Annotated in this window: 18 protein-coding genes; 17 read left to right on the top strand and 1 reads right to left on the bottom strand. The window is 45.8% G+C overall.

Features of this window, described 5'->3' with window-relative positions; translation table 11 throughout:
- Nucleotides 1–22 precede the first annotated feature (22 nt).
- From NFR62_RS01905 to purB, 14 genes are all read left to right on the top strand, one after another.
- Complete coding sequence (locus NFR62_RS01905) at nt 23–733, top strand: pseudouridine synthase (RefSeq protein WP_251612890.1); 711 nt, start codon at nt 23–25, stop codon at nt 731–733.
- A gap of 124 nt (nt 734–857) precedes the next feature.
- Nucleotides 858–2,228, top strand: coding sequence for a carboxyl transferase domain-containing protein (locus NFR62_RS01900; protein ID WP_251612887.1), 1,371 nt, complete (start codon nt 858–860; stop codon nt 2,226–2,228).
- A 5-nt stretch (nt 2,229–2,233) separates the two neighbouring features.
- Complete coding sequence (locus NFR62_RS01895) at nt 2,234–2,566, top strand: OadG family protein (protein WP_251612884.1); 333 nt, start codon at nt 2,234–2,236, stop codon at nt 2,564–2,566.
- A 36-nt stretch (nt 2,567–2,602) separates the two neighbouring features.
- Entirely contained in the window at nt 2,603–2,947 is a 345-nt protein-coding gene (locus tag NFR62_RS01890) for a biotin/lipoyl-containing protein (protein WP_251612881.1), read from the top strand.
- A gap of 15 nt (nt 2,948–2,962) precedes the next feature.
- Complete coding sequence (locus NFR62_RS01885; RefSeq protein WP_251612878.1) at nt 2,963–4,156, top strand: sodium ion-translocating decarboxylase subunit beta; 1,194 nt, start codon at nt 2,963–2,965, stop codon at nt 4,154–4,156.
- 52 nt (nt 4,157–4,208) lie between these two features.
- A complete protein-coding gene (locus NFR62_RS01880; protein WP_251612875.1) occupies nt 4,209–5,606 on the top strand; it encodes an oxaloacetate decarboxylase subunit alpha in 1,398 nt (465 codons plus the stop codon).
- Nucleotides 5,603–6,334: a 5'/3'-nucleotidase SurE gene (surE, locus tag NFR62_RS01875; RefSeq protein ID WP_251612872.1), complete on the top strand. Its 732-nt coding sequence runs from the start codon at nt 5,603–5,605 to the stop codon at nt 6,332–6,334. Before NFR62_RS01880 ends, surE begins: the two co-directional genes overlap by 4 nt.
- Nucleotides 6,335–6,369: 35 nt before the next feature.
- Nucleotides 6,370–7,611: a BaiN/RdsA family NAD(P)/FAD-dependent oxidoreductase gene (locus NFR62_RS01870; protein WP_251612857.1), complete on the top strand. Its 1,242-nt coding sequence runs from the start codon at nt 6,370–6,372 to the stop codon at nt 7,609–7,611.
- A 29-nt stretch (nt 7,612–7,640) separates the two neighbouring features.
- Complete coding sequence (aroH, locus tag NFR62_RS01865; RefSeq protein WP_251612854.1) at nt 7,641–8,003, top strand: chorismate mutase; 363 nt, start codon at nt 7,641–7,643, stop codon at nt 8,001–8,003.
- Between the two features lie 19 nt (nt 8,004–8,022).
- Nucleotides 8,023–8,685 carry a (d)CMP kinase gene (gene cmk / locus NFR62_RS01860; RefSeq protein WP_338049878.1) on the top strand — a complete coding sequence of 221 codons (663 nt, stop codon included), beginning with the start codon at nt 8,023–8,025 and terminating at the stop codon, nt 8,683–8,685.
- Nucleotides 8,682–9,437, top strand: a complete 756-nt coding sequence (locus NFR62_RS01855; RefSeq protein WP_251612851.1) for a lysophospholipid acyltransferase family protein — start codon at nt 8,682–8,684, stop codon at nt 9,435–9,437. Before cmk ends, NFR62_RS01855 begins: the two co-directional genes overlap by 4 nt.
- A complete protein-coding gene (locus tag NFR62_RS01850; RefSeq protein WP_251612849.1) occupies nt 9,434–11,500 on the top strand; it encodes a bifunctional 4-hydroxy-3-methylbut-2-enyl diphosphate reductase/30S ribosomal protein S1 in 2,067 nt (688 codons plus the stop codon). Before NFR62_RS01855 ends, NFR62_RS01850 begins: the two co-directional genes overlap by 4 nt.
- A gap of 137 nt (nt 11,501–11,637) precedes the next feature.
- Nucleotides 11,638–12,423, top strand: coding sequence for a dipeptidase (locus NFR62_RS01845; protein WP_251612846.1), 786 nt, complete (start codon nt 11,638–11,640; stop codon nt 12,421–12,423).
- Between the two features lie 5 nt (nt 12,424–12,428).
- Complete coding sequence (gene purB / locus NFR62_RS01840; RefSeq protein ID WP_251612843.1) at nt 12,429–13,862, top strand: adenylosuccinate lyase; 1,434 nt, start codon at nt 12,429–12,431, stop codon at nt 13,860–13,862.
- 3 nt (nt 13,863–13,865) lie between these two features.
- Here purB and NFR62_RS01835 read toward each other — a convergent pair whose 3' ends face one another.
- Entirely contained in the window at nt 13,866–14,660 is a 795-nt protein-coding gene (locus NFR62_RS01835) for a ZIP family metal transporter (RefSeq protein ID WP_251612840.1), read from the bottom strand.
- A 259-nt stretch (nt 14,661–14,919) separates the two neighbouring features.
- On the opposite strand from NFR62_RS01835, the gene NFR62_RS01830 reads away from it, so the two are divergent.
- From NFR62_RS01830 to NFR62_RS01820, 3 genes are read left to right on the top strand one after another with little or no spacing between them, the layout of a single operon-like run.
- On the top strand, nt 14,920–16,449 hold the full coding sequence (locus NFR62_RS01830; protein WP_251612837.1) for a DUF1538 domain-containing protein: 1,530 nt from the start codon (nt 14,920–14,922) through the stop codon (nt 16,447–16,449).
- A gap of 11 nt (nt 16,450–16,460) precedes the next feature.
- Nucleotides 16,461–16,961: a hypothetical protein gene (locus NFR62_RS01825; RefSeq protein ID WP_251612834.1), complete on the top strand. Its 501-nt coding sequence runs from the start codon at nt 16,461–16,463 to the stop codon at nt 16,959–16,961.
- 1 nt (nt 16,962) lies between these two features.
- Entirely contained in the window at nt 16,963–17,379 is a 417-nt protein-coding gene (locus tag NFR62_RS01820; protein WP_251612831.1) for a P-II family nitrogen regulator, read from the top strand.
- The last annotated feature ends 197 nt before the right edge of the window (nt 17,380–17,576 follow it).

Genomic DNA, 17,576 nt, shown 5'->3' with positions numbered 1-17,576 from the left:
TAGTTATCGGAGAATGTAAACATTGAGAATAAACAAATATCTTGCCGAATGCGGTCTTGCGAGTCGCAGAGCAAGCGAACAAATTATAACTGCGGGGCGCGTTAAGCTTAACGGCAAGATTGTTACGGATTTGGCAACAGACGTTAGCGAAGACGATTTCGTGACTGTTGACGGAAAACGCGCCCAACCCATACATAAACATATTTATTTAATGTTGAATAAACCGAAAGGATATATCACGAGCACAAACGACGAAAAGGGCAGGAAAACCGTTATGGATTTGCTCGATAAAAAATTCGCAAACAAGCGCATTTTTCCGATAGGGCGGCTCGACTACGACACCGAAGGTCTTTTGTTGCTGACAACCGACGGCGATTTGTGCAATCGCATTTCTCATCCGCGAAACGATATTTCCAAAACGTACGTCGCAAAAATAGAAAACGAGGTAAGCGAAGAAGAACTCAACAAATTGCGCGGCGGAGTAATTCTCGACGGCGTAAAGACAAAGCGTTGCCGAATTACGGTTCTTGAATTCGATGGAAAACTTACGAGGCTCGAAGTTGTTATCAGCGAGGGGCGAAATAGGCAAGTGCGCAGAATGTTCGAATCGATTAACCGCGAGGTAGTGTTCTTAAAGCGAGTTGGGGTGGGAGAATTAAAACTCGGCGGCTTGGGACGCGGAGAATGCCGCGAGCTTAAACCCAACGAAATTGATTACCTTAAAAAGGTTTAGAAAAATTCTTTTAATTTTTATTGAAATGCAGGCGATAATCGCTTGTATTTTTTTTATACTTACGTTATAATATTATCGTGGAAATTTTGGGTTTTTAGCCTGAAAAATATTTCGGAGGCATGAAATGAGTAACGCGATTTTTTCAAATATGACAAAAAACGCGGAATTGGCGTCGAAAGAACTTATGAAAACCGTTTTATCGGTAGTCGATGAAAATTCTTTCGTGGAAACGGACAAATTTATATGCGACAATACGGATTTGGGTGAAGCTACCGGCGAAGGCGTTGTCAGTGGTTTTGCCCATATTTTCGATATTAGGGTTGGTTTGTTCGCCACTAATTCCAAAGTGCTTAAAGGCAGTATAGGAAGAGCGAACGCGAGAAAAATCGTTAAATTGATTGATTCTTCCGTTAGCGCGGGATTGCCCGTTATAGGTATTCTCGACACTGCGGGAGCGCGTTTCGGCGAAGGCATAGACGCTATGGAGGGATATGCCGCAATTTTCGCGGCGCTCGGCGACGCATACGGCGCCGTTCCTACGGTAATGGCGGTGAAAGGCGCCGACTTCGGGCTTTCGAGCTACTATTGCGCGGTAACGGATTTGTGCGTGGCATACTCCGGCGCGCAAATAGCAACGTCGAGCCCGCTTATTCTTGCGGGTAACACGAAAGCCGACCCCGCGAAAATCTGCACGGGCGCATATCTCGGCGAAAATTCCGACGTTGTAACCAACGTCGTGAAAAGCGATAAAGAACTCAAATCGGTAGTATCGTCATTCCTTAATATTGCGGTTTCTCCCGTAGTCGAATCTGCCGACGACCCCAACAGAACTGCAAAAGCGGCGGCTTTGAAAACTGTAGGCGATACTTTAAATGAGATTTTCGATAAAAACAGCGTGCTTATGTTGCGCGAAAACTTTGCCAAAGAAGTTAAAACAGGATTTGCCCGTCTCGGAGGCATCGCGGTAGGATTTGTGGCTACCGACGGTAAACTCAGCCGCGAGGGCGCGGGAAAAATAACCGAGCTTTTGAACACTTGCGAGTCATTCTCTCTGCCCGTTGTAAACGTCGTTAATTGCGACGGAGTTGTAACTACGGCGGAAACCGACGGGCAAACTATTCGCGCCGTATCCGACATGCTCTTTACTTATAACGGAATATCCGTTCCTAAACTCGCGCTTGTTTGCGGCGACGCAATCGGGCTCGGGTACACGGCGTTCGCATCTAAAAGTAACGTTGATTATTCGGTTGCATGGGCTAACGCCAAAATAGGCACCGTTTCGGGCGAAGCCGCCGCGCAACTCTTGTATAAAGACGAAATCGCTCAAGCAAAAAATAAAGAGCAAGCGGCTAAAAAGCTTGCAGAGTCGTATGCGGAAGAAAATATGCTCGCGCCCGCTGTAGCTAAAAAAGGGTATCTCGACAACGTTATAGAGCCCGCTTTGTCGCGCCCTTATATGATTGCCGCGTTGCAAATTTTCGCAAATAAGGAGTGAACGGTATGACGGACGTTTTAAACGTTGCGCTGTTAGCGGCAAAAAGCGACACTTCTTTGGGCAAAGCGGCTATTATAGCGGTTTTGGGCATTGTAATCGTTTTTGCGGTTCTCGGCGTCTTGGTTGGAATTTTAACACTCTTTAAGTTGATTTTTAATGTTAAAATTTCAAAGAAAAGCAAAAAAGCCGTAACGTCGGCTCAAAATGCAACAAAAACAGAAAGCGAAACTGACGACGGCGAGCTTATTGCCGTAATTGCGGCGGCTATAGCATGCTTAGACGGAGAAGAAACAATTCAAGCGCCGTTCAAAATCAAAAGTATAAACAGACTTAAATAGATAAAATAACAACTCTTTTTGGGAGGAATTGAAATTATGCGTAAATTTAACATCAGCGTAAACGGTAAGACTTATGCGGTAGAGGTGGAAGAAGCGGAAGGCGGCGCAAGCGCGCCCGTAGTTGCCGCCGCACCCGTTGCACAGGCTCCCGCGCCTGCGGCGCCCGCAGGAGGCACTGCGGTTAATTCGCCTATGCCCGGTCTCGTGTTGAAACTTGCGGTTGCCAACGGCTCCACCGTTAAAAAGGGAGACAAAATCGTTGTGCTCGAAGCCATGAAAATGGAAAACGACATAGTCGCTCCCGTTGCGGGAGTTGTAACGTTTGCGGTTAAGCAAGGCGACAACGTTGAAACGGGCGCAAGGCTCGCGTCTATCAACTGACGGAGAAAGCTCAATATGAACATAATCGACATGCTCCAAAGCCTATGGGAGAGCACGGGCATAAGGCAAGGCACGCAATGGGAGAATTGGGTTATGATTCTCGTGTCTTTCGTGTTGTTCTATCTTGCCATAGCGCGAAAGTTCGAGCCGCTTCTCTTATTGCCGATTGCATTCGGAATGCTCATGGTAAATATTCCGGGTGCGTCCGACGTGCTCTTTTTCAAAGGCTATTCACCCGAAAATCATACTCTTCCGTCGGGAGAAACGGGCGGTCTTTTCTACTATCTGTATCAAGGCGTGGATAAAGTAATATATCCGCCGCTTATCTTTCTCGGAATAGGCGCTATGACCGATTTCGGACCGCTTATTTCCAACCCGAAGAGCCTTATAATAGGCGCGGGCGCTCAGCTCGGCATATTCATAACGTTTTTCGGCGCGGTATTGCTCGGTTTCAAAGGCGCTGTGGCTGCGTCGATTGCTATTATAGGCGGAGCCGACGGCCCTACCGCAATTTACTTAAACCAACAGCTGAGTCAAATGTATCCTCAGTTGGGCGTAGGAAACTTTTTGCCCGCAATAGCCATAGCGGCGTATAGCTACATGGCGCTAATTCCCGCAATACAGCCGCCGCTCATGCGCTTGCTCACAACAAAAAAGGAACGTAGCATACGCATGGAACAGCTTCGTCCCGTTTCGAAAAGAGAAAAGATTATTTTTCCGATAGTCGTTGTGTGTTTGGTAGCGCTCATTTTGCCGCAGGCATTGCCTCTTATCGGTTGCTTAATGCTCGGTAATCTTTTAAAAGAAAGCACGGTAACGGAGCGACTTGCAAAAACCGCGAGCAACGAGCTTATAAATATAGTTACTATTATTCTCGGGCTTATGGTTGGCGCAAAGGCAATCGGTCCTACTTTCTTAAAACTCGAAACGCTCAAAATAATAGCGCTCGGTCTTACGGCGTTCTGCTTCGGTACCGTAGGCGGTATTCTCGTGGCTAAGCTTATGAACGTAATATCCGGCGGTAAAATAAATCCGCTTATAGGCTCGGCGGGCGTATCTGCGGTTCCTATGGCGGCGCGCGTTTCGCAAAAAGAGGGGCAGAAATACGACCCCGACAACTATTTGTTAATGCACGCAATGGGTCCTAACGTTGCCGGTGTTATAGGTAGCGCGGTAGCTGCCGGCGTATTGCTTGCAATCCCTTGGTAAAAAGAATTCATTCTTTCCGTTTAATTCGAACGGATAAAAGGAGAAGACAATTATGGCAAAAGTAAAAATTATGGAAACTATATTGCGTGACGCGCATCAATCGCAAGCCGCCACGCGTATGAGTATAGACGAAATGCTTCCTATATGCGACAAGCTCGATAAAGTGGGGTATTACGCCCTCGAAGCATGGGGCGGTGCAACTTTCGATTCATGCCTTAGATATTTGAACGAGGACCCGTGGGAGCGTTTGAGAAAGCTCAGAAAAGCTCTTCCCAACTCAAAATTACAAATGCTGTTGCGCGGGCAAAATCTTCTCGGCTACAAGCATTATGCCGACGACGTTGTAGATAAATTTTGCGAATTGTCGGTTAAAAACGGCATAGATATAATTCGTATTTTCGACGCGCTTAACGACCCCCGCAATATGCGTCAGGCAATCGAGAGCACAAGAAAACACGGCGGAACGGTCGAGGCGGCGATAAGCTACACCACAAGCGAAGTTCATACTGTGGATTATTTCGTTAATCTTGCGGTTGAGCTCGAAAAAATGGGCGCGCAGATAATATGTATTAAAGACATGGCTAACCTATTGCTTCCGTATACGGCATACGAACTTGTAAGCCGCTTAAAAGAAAAGGTTACCGTTCCTCTTCATTTGCATACGCACAACACCGCAGGCATAGGCGACATGACGAATTTAAAAGCTATCGAAGCGGGGTGCGATATAGTTGACACGGCGTTGTCTCCTCTCGGAAACGGCACGAGCCAACCCGCAACCGAATCGCTTGTTGCAACGCTTAAAGGCACGCAATACGATACGGGAATAGATTTAACGGCGCTCAACGAACTTACGGTTTACTTTAAAAAGGTTGCCGAGCGTCTTTCCGCCGACGGTTTCCTTAGCTCGCAAGTACTTAAAGTAGACGTTAACGCGTTAATTTACCAAGTGCCCGGCGGAATGCTAAGCAACCTTATAAGCCAGTTAAAACAGCAGGGCGCGTCCGACAAGCTTTTGAGCGTGCTCGAAGAAGTGCCGCGCGTGCGCGCAGATTTAGGATACCCGCCGCTCGTTACTCCGTCGAGTCAGATAGTGGGAACACAAGCCGTTCTCAACGTTGTTACGGGCGAACGTTACAAAATGGTTACGAAAGAAACTAAGGGTATGCTCACGGGAGAATACGGAAAACTTCCGATAGAGCCCAAACCTGCGGTTATTAAACAAATAATAGGCGATGCCGAAAGAATAACGTGCCGTCCTGCCGACAGAATCGAGCCCGAACTCGATAAACTTCGCGGCGACATTGCCGAATATGCCGAAAGCGAAGAAGACGTGTTGACTTACGCGCTTTTCCCGCAACTTGCCGTGCCGTTCTTTAAAAGAAGAAAGGCGGCGAAGCACGGTGTAGACGAAACCATTTACGGCAAAGATTCTCCCGTTCATCCCATATGAGAATACTTCTCACGAACGACGACGGAATAGACGCCGAAGGAATACGGGCGCTGTATAACGAGCTCTCGAAAGAGTTCGATTGCATAGTTGTGGCTCCCGACGGCGAAAGGAGCGCAAGCAGTCATTCGTTGAGTATTCATAACGATTTGTTCTACCGAAAAACGGACGCGGGATTCGCAGTGTCGGGCACGCCCGCCGACTGCGTAAAAATCGGGATACTGCATTTGCTCGATTCTCTGCCCGACGTGGTTATATCGGGAATAAACAACGGCTCTAATCTCGGTTCCGACATAATGTACAGCGGAACCGTGTCAGCCGCTTTCGAAGCCGCCTATTTGAACGTGCGCGGTATTGCCGTAAGCTTATCAAAGCACAACGCGCCACATGAATACTATGAAAAAGCGGCAAAAATGTTGCGCGATAATTTAAAAATGTTTCTCGATTTGCCGCTTGGAAGCGAAACGGTTTTAAACGTGAATTATCCTGTTCGCGCGCCGTTTGTTGGAATTGCCTTCACCAAAGCGGGCATAAATCTTTATAACGACACTTTTGTGGCGGGAGAGAACAACGGCGGTTGGCGGCTTAAAGGCGTGGCTGTTGAACACGACTTGAACGAATCCGATTGCGACGTGGAGTTAATCAAAAAAGGTTATGCAACTGTCAGTCCGTTAAAACTCGACCGCAACGACTACGATTGTTTGGCGCGACTAAAAGAGATAAAGCTCTAAACGGAGACTATGATTAAAGGATTTTGTTCGGTTTTATGACAACGCTCAAAACTTTAAAAAAGGAACGCGTTGTAATTATCGGAGCCGGTGCCGCCGGTCTTATGGCAGCCGGCTCTATTCAGTATTGCGATATAACCGTTTTGGACGGCAATGAAAAAGCGGGCAAAAAAATTTATATTACGGGAAAAGGCAGATGCAACGTTACAAACGATTGCACGCCCGCAGAGTTTTTTAACAGCGTCGTAACTAATCCGAAATTTCTTTTTTCGTGCATATACGGCTTTACGCCGCAAGACACTAAGGAATTGCTCGATTCGTTCGGCGTCCCCACGAAAACGGAACGCGGCAACAGAGTTTTTCCCGTTTCGGACAAGTCGAGCGACGTTATAAAAGCTTTATACGGCAGAGCTCAAAAAAACGGTGCGAAATTCCGATTTAACGAAAAAGCAACTTGCATTGAGCGCGAGCGCGGCGGCTTTCGAGTGCATACGGAGCTCGGCGAATATCCGTGCGAAAAACTCTTACTTGCAACCGGCGGAAAAAGTTATCCCGCAACAGGCAGCACCGGCGACGGTTATTGTTTTGCAAAAAGTTTAGGGCACACTATTATAGAACCCAAGCCGTCGCTTGTGCCTCTTTTAATAAAGCAAGACGTGTCTCCGCTTGCGGGGCTTACGCTTAAAAACGTTTCCGTTACTGTTAAAGCTCAAAAAAAAGCTTTTAAGCAATTCGGCGAACTTCTCTTCACTCATCGCGGAGTAAGCGGACCAACTGTGTTAAGTCTTTCGGCTTATATAGCCAAACTCAGTTATCCTGCGGAACTTTGCATAGATTTAAAACCAGCGCTCGACTTTGAAACGCTCGATAAGCGAATAGTAAAAGATTTTTCGGAAGCGTCGAACAAACAGCTTAAAAACGCTCTCGGCAAATTGCTTCCTTGCGCAATAATACCGTACGTTATAGAGCAAAGCAAATTGAGCGCAAACCGAAAAGTTAACGAAATTACCAAAGAAGAGAGGCAAGCTTTCGTCTACGCAGTTAAAAATTTGCGTTTCGACGTTAGCGGCGCCGAACAATTCGAGAATGCGGTTGTAACGTCAGGCGGCGTGAGCGTGAAAGAAATAGAACCGCGAACAATGGAAAGCAGAATAATAAAAAATTTATATTTTGCGGGCGAGGTTATAGACGTAGACGCGCTTACAGGCGGTTATAACTTGCAAATAGCTTTTGCAACTGCACACGCGGCCGCAAAAGCCATAAGCGCGGAACTTGCCTAATAGAATTATAAAAAAACGGAGATAATCAAATGAACGAAATAATTGCGGTGCGAGGAGCAACGACAATCGAGCGCGATTGCGAAGAAGAAATTGTTTTAAAAACAACCGAACTCATAAAAGCTCTTATAGACGCAAACGAAATAGGTGTAAAAACGCGTTGCGTTTCCGTTGTTATCAGCACAACTCAAGATATTCGTTCGTTTTATCCCGCGCGGGCAATACGCGAAAGCGGACTTATAAACGCGCCTATGTTCAGTTGTGCCGAACCGAACATAGAAGGCGCTTTGCCGCTTTGCATAAGAATTATGCTCACGCTCGACGGAGACGTCGAACAAAGCGCCAAACACGTTTATTTGCACAACGCGCAAACGCTTCGCCCCGATTTAAAATAATTCAAAGGAGAACATTCTAATGAAAATAGCAATCGACGGACCGGCGGGCGCGGGTAAAAGCACAATAGCGAAAAAACTTGCGGGCGAGCTCGGTTTTGTGTATCTCGATACGGGAGCAATGTACAGAGCGGTCGCGCTTAAAATGCTAAACTTGCAAATAGAACCTACCGACTCGAAGCGGGTTGAAGAAACACTTGAAAAAACGGCGATTGAAATACGTTATGAAAACGGCGTTCAAAAAGTGTTTTTAGACGGCTGGGACGTAAGCGAAAAAATACGCGAACATGCAGTGTCGAAAGCGGCGAGCGACTTTTCGGCTTTATCGTGCGTCAGAATAAAAATGGTGGAGTTGCAACGCGAGCTTGCCGAAAAACGCAATACTATTCTCGACGGGCGCGACATAGGAACGTTCGTGTTGCCTAATGCGGAAATCAAGTTTTTTCTCACCGCATCGGTTGACGAACGCGCAAAGCGCAGACACGCGGAACTGAGCGCAAAAGGAATGAATTGCTCGTTTGAAGAAATAAAACGCGACATAGAGCAACGCGATTACAACGATTCTCACAGAGAGTTCGCTCCGCTGAAAAAAGCGGACGACGCAATTACGGTAGACACAACCTCGATGAGCATAGAACAGGTTGCGGCACACATGCTCGCAATAGTTCGCAAAAAGGAAGCATGAGAAAATTCTATAAATTCATACGCGGCGTCTTTTATTTGCCGTTTAAAATATTTTATCCCACTAAAGTGCTCAACAAGCGCAACATGCCTTACACCGAGCGTCTTATTTCGGTAAGCAATCATTACACTTGGAAAGATATACCCGTGCTTGCCATAAACGTTCCCGGTTACCGCAGATTTATCGCAAAAAAAGAAATAGGTAACAATAAGCTTGTTCGTAAACTTGCCGACATGCTCGGAGTTATTTTTATAGACAGAGGCAAAGCCGACATGCGGGCAATACGCGAAAGCATAGGAGCGCTTAAAGCCGGCGACGGTCTTGCGATATTCCCCGAAGGTACTCGCAACAAAAGCGAGGACGGAGGATTGCAAGAAATTAAAGGCGGCGTAACTTTGCTTGCCATAAAAGGCAACGCGCCAATAGTGCCTATGATAATCGCGAAAAAAGAGCGCGTTTTCAGAAAAAATTATATTTATATAGGAGAACCGTTCGACCTTGCGGAATATCAAGGACGAATGCTCGACGGAGACACTCTTTCTGCGGCAAGCGACAAAGTTGCCGCACACATGCAAAGAGCGAAAGAGGAAATGGAGCTCTTTATTAAAGAGAAACGTTGGAAAGAACAAAAAAAAGCTTTTAAAGCTCGTGTCAAACACATAAAAAAACAAAACGCGTTATCCAAAAAGTCTTACGCCGCTTATTTAAAACAAGCTAAAAAGAATGCGCGGAAAAAGAAGGCGGCTAACGCATGAAGCTTTTGTTCGCAAAGAACATCGGCTTTTGCTTCGGAGTGCAAAACGCTGTTGATATAGCCCAAAAAGCGGGCGATGCCTACACATACGGGCATATAATACACAACGAGCATGTAATAGAAAAACTGCGTAAAGCGGGCGTAAACGCCGTAGAAGAGCTTGAAACGCTAAAAAGCGGCGACACTCTTATTCTGAGAAGTCACGGAGCTCCTAAAAGCGTATATGAAAAAGCCGAAAAAGCGGGAATAAAGCTCATAGACGCAACATGTCCGTTCGTAAAAAAAATACACAATATAGCTTCCGAAATGTCGGGAAAAGGTTATCATATAGTTATAGTGGGAAAGGCGTCGCACCCCGAAGTTGTGGGAATACAGGGGTGGTGCGGCGGTTGCAGCGTAATAGACGAAAACAGCGAGCTTAGCCCTTTGCTGAAATACGACAAAATTTGCGTAGTTGCTCAGACCACCCTCGAAAGTGAAAAATTTTCCGATATTATAAAAAAAATTGTCAAACTCCCGTTCAAAACAGTTGAAATCTTTAACACAATTTGCTATACTACTATTAGGCGTCAAACTGAAGCCATGCGTTTGGCTGCGGTTTGCGATGCCGTTCTTGTCATAGGAAGCAAAACAAGTTCGAATACGAACAAATTATTCGCTATCTGCGCGGCAGAGTGTGAACATTGCTATCATGTTGAGAGCGCTGCCGAATTACAAAATATCAATTTTAGCCCGTTTGCCGTAGTAGGAATAACGGCGGGGGCGTCAACTCCTTCGGAGTTGATTATGGAGGTAAAAGAGTATATGAGTCAACAGTTTGAAGAGGTTCAAAGCCAGGAATTTATCGACGCGGTGGAAGAATCTCTCATCAACTACAAAGAGGGCAAACGCGTGAAAGGCACCGTTATCGGCGCAGACGAAAAGGGCGTTCACGTTAACATCGGCGGCAAGAAAGACGGTCTTGTTCCCAAAGACGAGGTTTCAATCGACGGCGACTATAACCCTGCGGATTATTCCGAAGGCACCGAATTGGAAGCGATAATAATAGCAAAGCAAGACCCCGAAAGCGGATGTGTGCTTCTTTCCAAAAAGCGTGTTGACCAAATCAAAGAAGGCGATAAGGTTGTTGAAACGATTCGAGACGGAGCCGTTTTCGAACTTGTTGCCGATAAAGTTACAAAAGGCGGCTTGCTAGGCAAGCTCGGAACCTACACGGTGTTTATTCCCGCTTCGCAAATACGCGAAGGCTTTGTTAAAGATTTAAAGCAATTCGTAGGAAAAAAACTTCGCTTAACGGCGCTCGAAATAGAAGACGACGAAAAGCGTCATAAAATAGTTGCTTCGCAAAGAAAAGTTCTTGAAACCGAAAGAAAAGAACGCGAAGACATTTTCTGGGCGAACGTTCAGCCGAACGTTATCGTTAACGGTAAAGTTAAGCGCGTAACAAACTTCGGCGCGTTCGTATCGGTAGACGGTTTCGATTGCTTGGCTCATATTGTGGACCTTTCGTGGAATCACATTAAAAAGGTTGAGGAAGTTCTCACAATAGGCGAAAGTTACGACTTTTTGGTTCTTAACGTAGACCGCGAGAAAGGAAGAGTTTCGCTCGGCTATAAGCAGCTTCAAACGCATCCGTTTGTTAAATGTATAGAAGAGCATCCCGTTGGAAGCGTTTGCAAAGGTAAAGTGGTAAGCATAGTTCCTTTCGGCGCGTTCGTAGAACTCGCTCCCGGAGTGGAAGGACTTGTTCACGTCAGCGAAGCGGCTCACAGCTTTGTTAAAAACATAAACGAGGTTGTGAAAGTCGGCGACGAAGTTGACGTTATGATTCTTGCTGCCGACGAAGCGGCTCGCAAAATAACGCTCAGCATAAAAGCTTGCATTCCCGAAGAACATAAAGAAGAGGAGAAAGCGCAAGCCGACGAGCAAAAGAGCGAGAAGAAGACCAAACGCGCTAAATCCGTAAAACAGGAAGATGCGGAAGCGGGAAGCGAATGGAACGAAGATTTATCGAACAATCCGTTTGCCGACCTGTTGAAAGGTCTTGGAGAAGACAACAAGTAAGTTAAGCAAAAAATAGGCGGCGTTTTTAAAGCGCCGCTTTTTTATTTTACAAGCCGACATATTTATGTTATAATCAGTAGCGTAGCGTTTTCTGAAGGTTGCTCACACTTTAAAATCGAATATCATATATATACGGTATGATTTTCGATTTACACAACGATTTGCCTACGGCAAAATTGTCAGCAACCGAACGCATACGCCTATTAACGGGAACTGTCGAAACAGTAGTGTACGCGTTTTGGACGTCGGAACTCGCCGAACCGTTAAAATTTATCGCCGACGGCATGCGCGAATTAGGCGGAACTATTCCGTTTGCAATAGAAGACCTTTGGTTTGTGAACGAGAGCAATATAGACGCGGTTTGCTCATTGCGTCCGGTGTATTGCAGTCTTACGCACAACGGGCGAAATTCTCTTGCCGGCGGCGCGCTCGAAAACGGACGGCTTACTTCTCTCGGAAAATTTGTTGTTCGCAAACTAAACGACGCCGGAATTGCGGTAGACGTTGCCCATCTCGGAAAAGAAAGCTTTAACGAGGTGGCGGCTCTTGCCGAAAGGCTAATCGATTCGCACACGGGGCTTAACTGCGTTTGCAATCATCCGCGCAATCTTTCCGACGAGCAAGCGCAAATCATACTCGAACGCGGCGGAATTGTAGGGCTAACCGCAGTAGCCGATTTTTTGGGCGGCAATGAAGCCGACGACTATGCGGGCACAATAAATTCGTTCGTGCAAAAGTTCGGAATAGACGGCGCGTGTATCGGAACGGACTTTAACGGCACGCAACCGCTTAACGAACTTACAAACTATAACGATTTCGAAAATATCGCAAACAAACTTCTTTCGTTCGGATATACCGAAAACGATATTTCGAAAATTTTTTACGATAACGCAAACAATTATTTTAAATACAGGAGACAATAGCTCAAATGAACCGCGAACATTACGAAAACCCGCTAATCACAAGATATGCTTCCGCCGAAATGTCGGCGATTTTTTCCGACGATAAAAAATTCCGTCTTTGGCGAAGACTTTGGATAGCTCTTGCCGAAAGCGAAAAAGAACTGGGTTTGCCCATAACGCAACAACAAATCGACGAAATGAAAAAATATGCCGAAACGATTAACTACGAGGTGGCGGAAGCGCGCGAAAAAGAAGTACGCCACGACGTTATGAGCCATGTGTACGCATTCGGCACACAGGCAAAATCCGCAATGCCTATAATTCATCTCGGCGCAACGAGTTGCTATGTTACCGATAACGCCGAAGTATTGATATTGAAAGAGGCGCTCGAACTTACAAAAGCCAAACTTGTCGCGGTTATGGACAAGCTCAAAAAGTTTGCCCTCAAATATAAGAGTTTGCCAACTCTCGGATTTACCCATCTTCAACCCGCCCAACTTACAACGGTAGGAAAGCGCGCCACGTTGTGGCTTCAAGACCTTTTAATGGATTATGAGAATCTTAACCATTTGCTTGGTTCGCTAAAACTTCGCGGCGTTAAGGGTACAACGGGAACACAGGCAAGCTTTTTGAGCCTTTTCGAAGGCGACGGCTCGAAAGTGGATAAACTCGAAGCGCTCGTAACCGAAAAAATGGGACTAAAAAAGTCGTTCGGCGTTACGGGACAAACCTATCCGCGCAAGCTTGATTACAACGTTACCGCAGTGCTTAGCATGATAGCTCAAAGCGCCTATAAATTTGCGGGGGATTTGCGCGTTCTTCAAAACATGAAAGAAATGGAAGAGCCGTTCGAAAAATCGCAAATCGGGTCTTCCGCTATGGCGTATAAACGCAATCCCATGCGCAGCGAAAGAATGTGCGCTTTGGCTCGCTTTGTGATTTCGGTTCCCGTAAACGAAGCAATGACTTCGTGCACACAGTGGTTCGAGCGCACTCTCGACGACAGCGCCAACAAAAGAATTACGTTGGCTCAATCGTTTTTGGCGCTTGACGGCGTGCTTAACTTATACAACAATATTGCGGATAATATGGTTGTTTACGAAAAAATCATTCGCAAACATATAATGGCTGAACTTCCGTTTATGGCAACCGAAGAAATCCTTATGGAATGCGTAAAGGCGGGAGGCGACCGTCAAGAGTTGCATGAGAAAATTCGTTCTCATTCTATGGAAAGCGCCCGTCTTGTGAAAACCGAAGGAAAAGACAACGATTTAATCGAACGCGTTAAATCCGATAAGGCTTTTTCGGCGATTCACGCGAAAATAGACTCTATTCTCGCGCCCGAAAATTTTACGGGAAGAGCGTCGGAACAAACGGAAAAATTCATAAAAGAAGAAATCGAACCGGTGCTTAAAGCCAACGCCGCATGTCTCGGAATAACTGCGGAAATAAACGTTTAAACGTTATCCGAGCGCTACGTCCATAAGCATCATAACCATAAAACCCGTTATGCAACCTATGGCGGCGATATTCTTGTTTTCGCGGCAAGCTTCGGCTATAAGTTCGCTCGCAACTACGGCAATCATCGCGCCCGCAGAAAACGACAGGCAAAAGGGCAGCGCGGCTTTTATAGCGGTGCACATAAAAAAACCGAGCATGGCGGCGCACGGTTCCACAATGCCGCTCAGCTGACCGAATAGAAAAGCTTTCGAACGGCTGTATCCGTCGCGTCGCAAAGGAAGCGCTACCGACGCGCCTTCGGGAAAGTTTTGCAATCCTATGCCGAGCGCGAGAGCAAACGCTCCCACAAGGGTGCTTGCGGGTGTGCCTACAGACACCGCTCCGAAAGCTACGCCCACGCTCATTCCTTCGGGAATATTGTGTAAGGTAATAGACGACACCAAAAGTATGCCGCGCTTTTTCGATTCCGCGCCCGCTTCTTGCTTTAAGGTAATACTTTTGTCGAGAAGTTTTGAAACGCCCACAACGAAAAGCCCGCCCGCCAAAAATCCGACGCACGGGAATAAATACGGAATATATCCGAGTTCAACGCTTAAATCGATAGCGGGCGACAATAGCGACCAAAAAGAAGCCGCAATCATTACTCCTGCGGCAAACCCCATTAAAACGTTCATTACGGCGGCGTTTACTTTTTTGAAGAAAAAAACGAGCGCGGCACCCATTGCGGTTATAAGCCAACAAAAGACTGACGCGCCCAACGCAAGCCAAACAATCGGTATGTTATTCGTAAAGTTCATCGTAAATCTCCATTTGTAAACTGAAAGCAAAGACAACACCTGTGGTCTTATTATCAATTTATGCCGATATATGAACGCGCGCAACGAAAAACACGGTTTAAATCCGCATAATTATAAAATAGCGGTTTAAAAGGCGCCAACTGTTTGACAGACAAATGTCTCCGTGCTAAAATAAAACGGCAAACAGTTATGATTCGACATTTTTCTTTTTAAAACCATTATAACATATAAACTTTTCGCTAAAAAATTCGGAGGTGACATGGGCAAAATATTATTCGCCAAATTGAAAGAAGCTTTGTTTTCCGTGCTTCCGATAACTTTGATAGTTTTTATTATATCGTTCACTCCGCTCGGCAAAAATTTTACGGTGCGCGAAATGGCGGTTTTCGGTGTTTCCGCCGTGTTTTTGGTTTTGGGCATAGGTTTGTTCAATTTGGGCGCCGACCTTGCCATGACCCCTATGGGCGAACATGTGGGCACAGGTCTCACAAAGTCTAAAAAACTTAAAATTTTGCTTTCCGTAAGTTTTATTATGGGTGTGCTCATAACTATTGCGGAGCCCGATTTATCCGTTTTGGCGAAACAAGTTGAAGCCGTTATGAACAGCACGTTGCTGATAGTTACGGTGGGAGCGGGCGTCGGAATATTTTTAGTAATATCGATACTCAAAATAGTATTTCATAAAAACCTTTCTTCGCTTTTGATGTTTTTCTACATGATGTTGTTCGCGTTTTGCGCAATCATGCTCGAAAACGGAAAAATGGGATTTGTTCCACTCGCGTTCGATTCGGGCGGCGTAACAACGGGACCTATAACCGTGCCGTTCATAATGGCACTCGGCGTAGGTATCGCCAACACAATAGGCGGGCGCAATTCCAACGAAAACAGCTTCGGGCTTATTGCTCTTTGTTCGGTGGGCCCTATGCTTGCGGTAATGCTGTTGTCGCTTACGTCGAAGGGCGAGCTTACATACGCGTTGCCCGACTATTCGATGAGCGCAAATCTCGGCGTTGCGTTTTGGAAGACTGTGCTCGAAACTCTAATCGAAGTTGCGAAAGCGCTTGCCTTAATAGTGGTATTTTTCGCAGTATTGCAACTTGCCGTATTGAAATTGCCCAAAAAGAAATTATTGCAAATAGCAATCGGCATAGGCTACACTCTTGCGGGACTTGTAATATTCTTAACGGCGGTTAAAGTGGGTTTTATGCCTGTGGGCTTTAAGCTCGGAAGCGAAATTGCGGGCAAAAGCAAAATATTCGCCGTTGCAACAGGACTTATTCTCGGCACCGTTGTTGTTCTTGCCGAACCCGCCGTTCACGTTTTAAACCGTCAGGTAGAAGAAATAACGGGCGGAGGAGTTACTAAGCTTCAAATGCTTATCGCGCTGTCGATAGGCGTAGGACTTTCGATAGCCTTATCTGTGATACGCATAATATTCAACTTTTCGATATTATACTATCTTATACCCGGTTACTTGATATCGCTTGGGCTCTCTTTCTTTGTGCCTAAGCTATATACCGCAATCGCTTTCGACTCCGGCGGAGTGGCAAGCGGACCGCTTACTTCGAGTTTTATTCTGCCGCTTGCAATAGGCGCGTGTTCGTCAATCGCGGGAGAGGCGAGTATTCTCGGGCTTGCGTTCGGAGTTGTGGCTATGGTTGCAATGACGCCGCTAATTACCATACAGATGCTCGGTTTCAAAGCGGTAATGTCGGCAAAAGTAAGAAACAAAATAACCATGAAGCGTATTCTTGCAGCCGACGACGAGCAAATTATTTATTTTGAGTGAGAGGTGCCGCAATGTCCGAAAAATTCGATGAAATTAAAAAAAAGCGCAAAAAGAAAATATCTGAACTTAAAGAAGGGCATAAAAAGCGAGTATCCGAAATAAAATCAAAAATCAAAAATTCCGTTGCGAAAAACAAACAAGCAAATCCAAACACCGTAACGCAGAACAGACTCGAACTTTTAGTTACAATAGTGAACCGCAACAAAGCCGAATTTTATATCGACTTGTTGCAGTCGTTTGAAGTGAACCTGCAATTTTTGGCGTTGGCGCACGGTACCGCCGACGAACGAATGCGCAGTTTTATAGGTCTTACCGATTCCGATAAAACCGTGATTTTCAGCGTAATTCAAGAAAACAAAATTCCCGAAGCGCTCAATACTCTCGACGAAAAATTCAACACTATTAAAAACGGTAAAGGCATTGCCTACACTATTCCGCTCACAAGCGTTATAGGAACTCTTATATACGGCTTTTTAAGCAACAACCGAATGGCGGTTAAGGAGAACAAATAGCATGGAAAAAACGGCTCACGAACTCATATTGTGTATCGTAAACACCGGATTTTCGGAAATAGTTATGGACGCCGCCAAAGAAGTGGGAGCGCGCGGCGGCACGGTTATTCATGCAAGAGGAACCGCGAACAAAGAAGCCGAAGAATACTTTCATATAACGATACAGCCCGATAAGGAAATCGTTATGATACTCGTTGCTTCCGAAATCAAAGACAACGTTTTACATGCGATTTATCAATCGGCGGGACTTAAATCCGAAGGGCAGGGAATAGCGTTTTCGATGCCCGTAAATCATGTTGTGGGGCTGTCGGGCGGAGTTAAAATGCCTTCCGTCGATAAAGAGAAACTTGACGCCGACGTTGCGGAAAACGACGAAAGCGAGCCCGAAAACTTGTCGGAACCCGAACAAAACGACTAATTCTAAAAAAGCTTTATGTTTATACGCTCAGTACCCGTTGCCTAATTGGCAGCGGGTTTTATTTATTCCTCATATTTAAAGCTTTTTCGGGGAATATTCTCCTGTTTGTTTAAATTCCGTGTATTATTCCGCAAATCGAGAAATTCTTGTGGTTGTAATAAATTCTATAAATTGATATAATACACGCATGAGGAATA

This window comes from Pumilibacter muris (assembly GCF_943193045.1).
GTDB lineage: Bacteria > Bacillota > Clostridia > Christensenellales > Pumilibacteraceae > Pumilibacter > Pumilibacter muris.
This window is presented reverse-complemented; position numbering and strand designations above follow the sequence as displayed.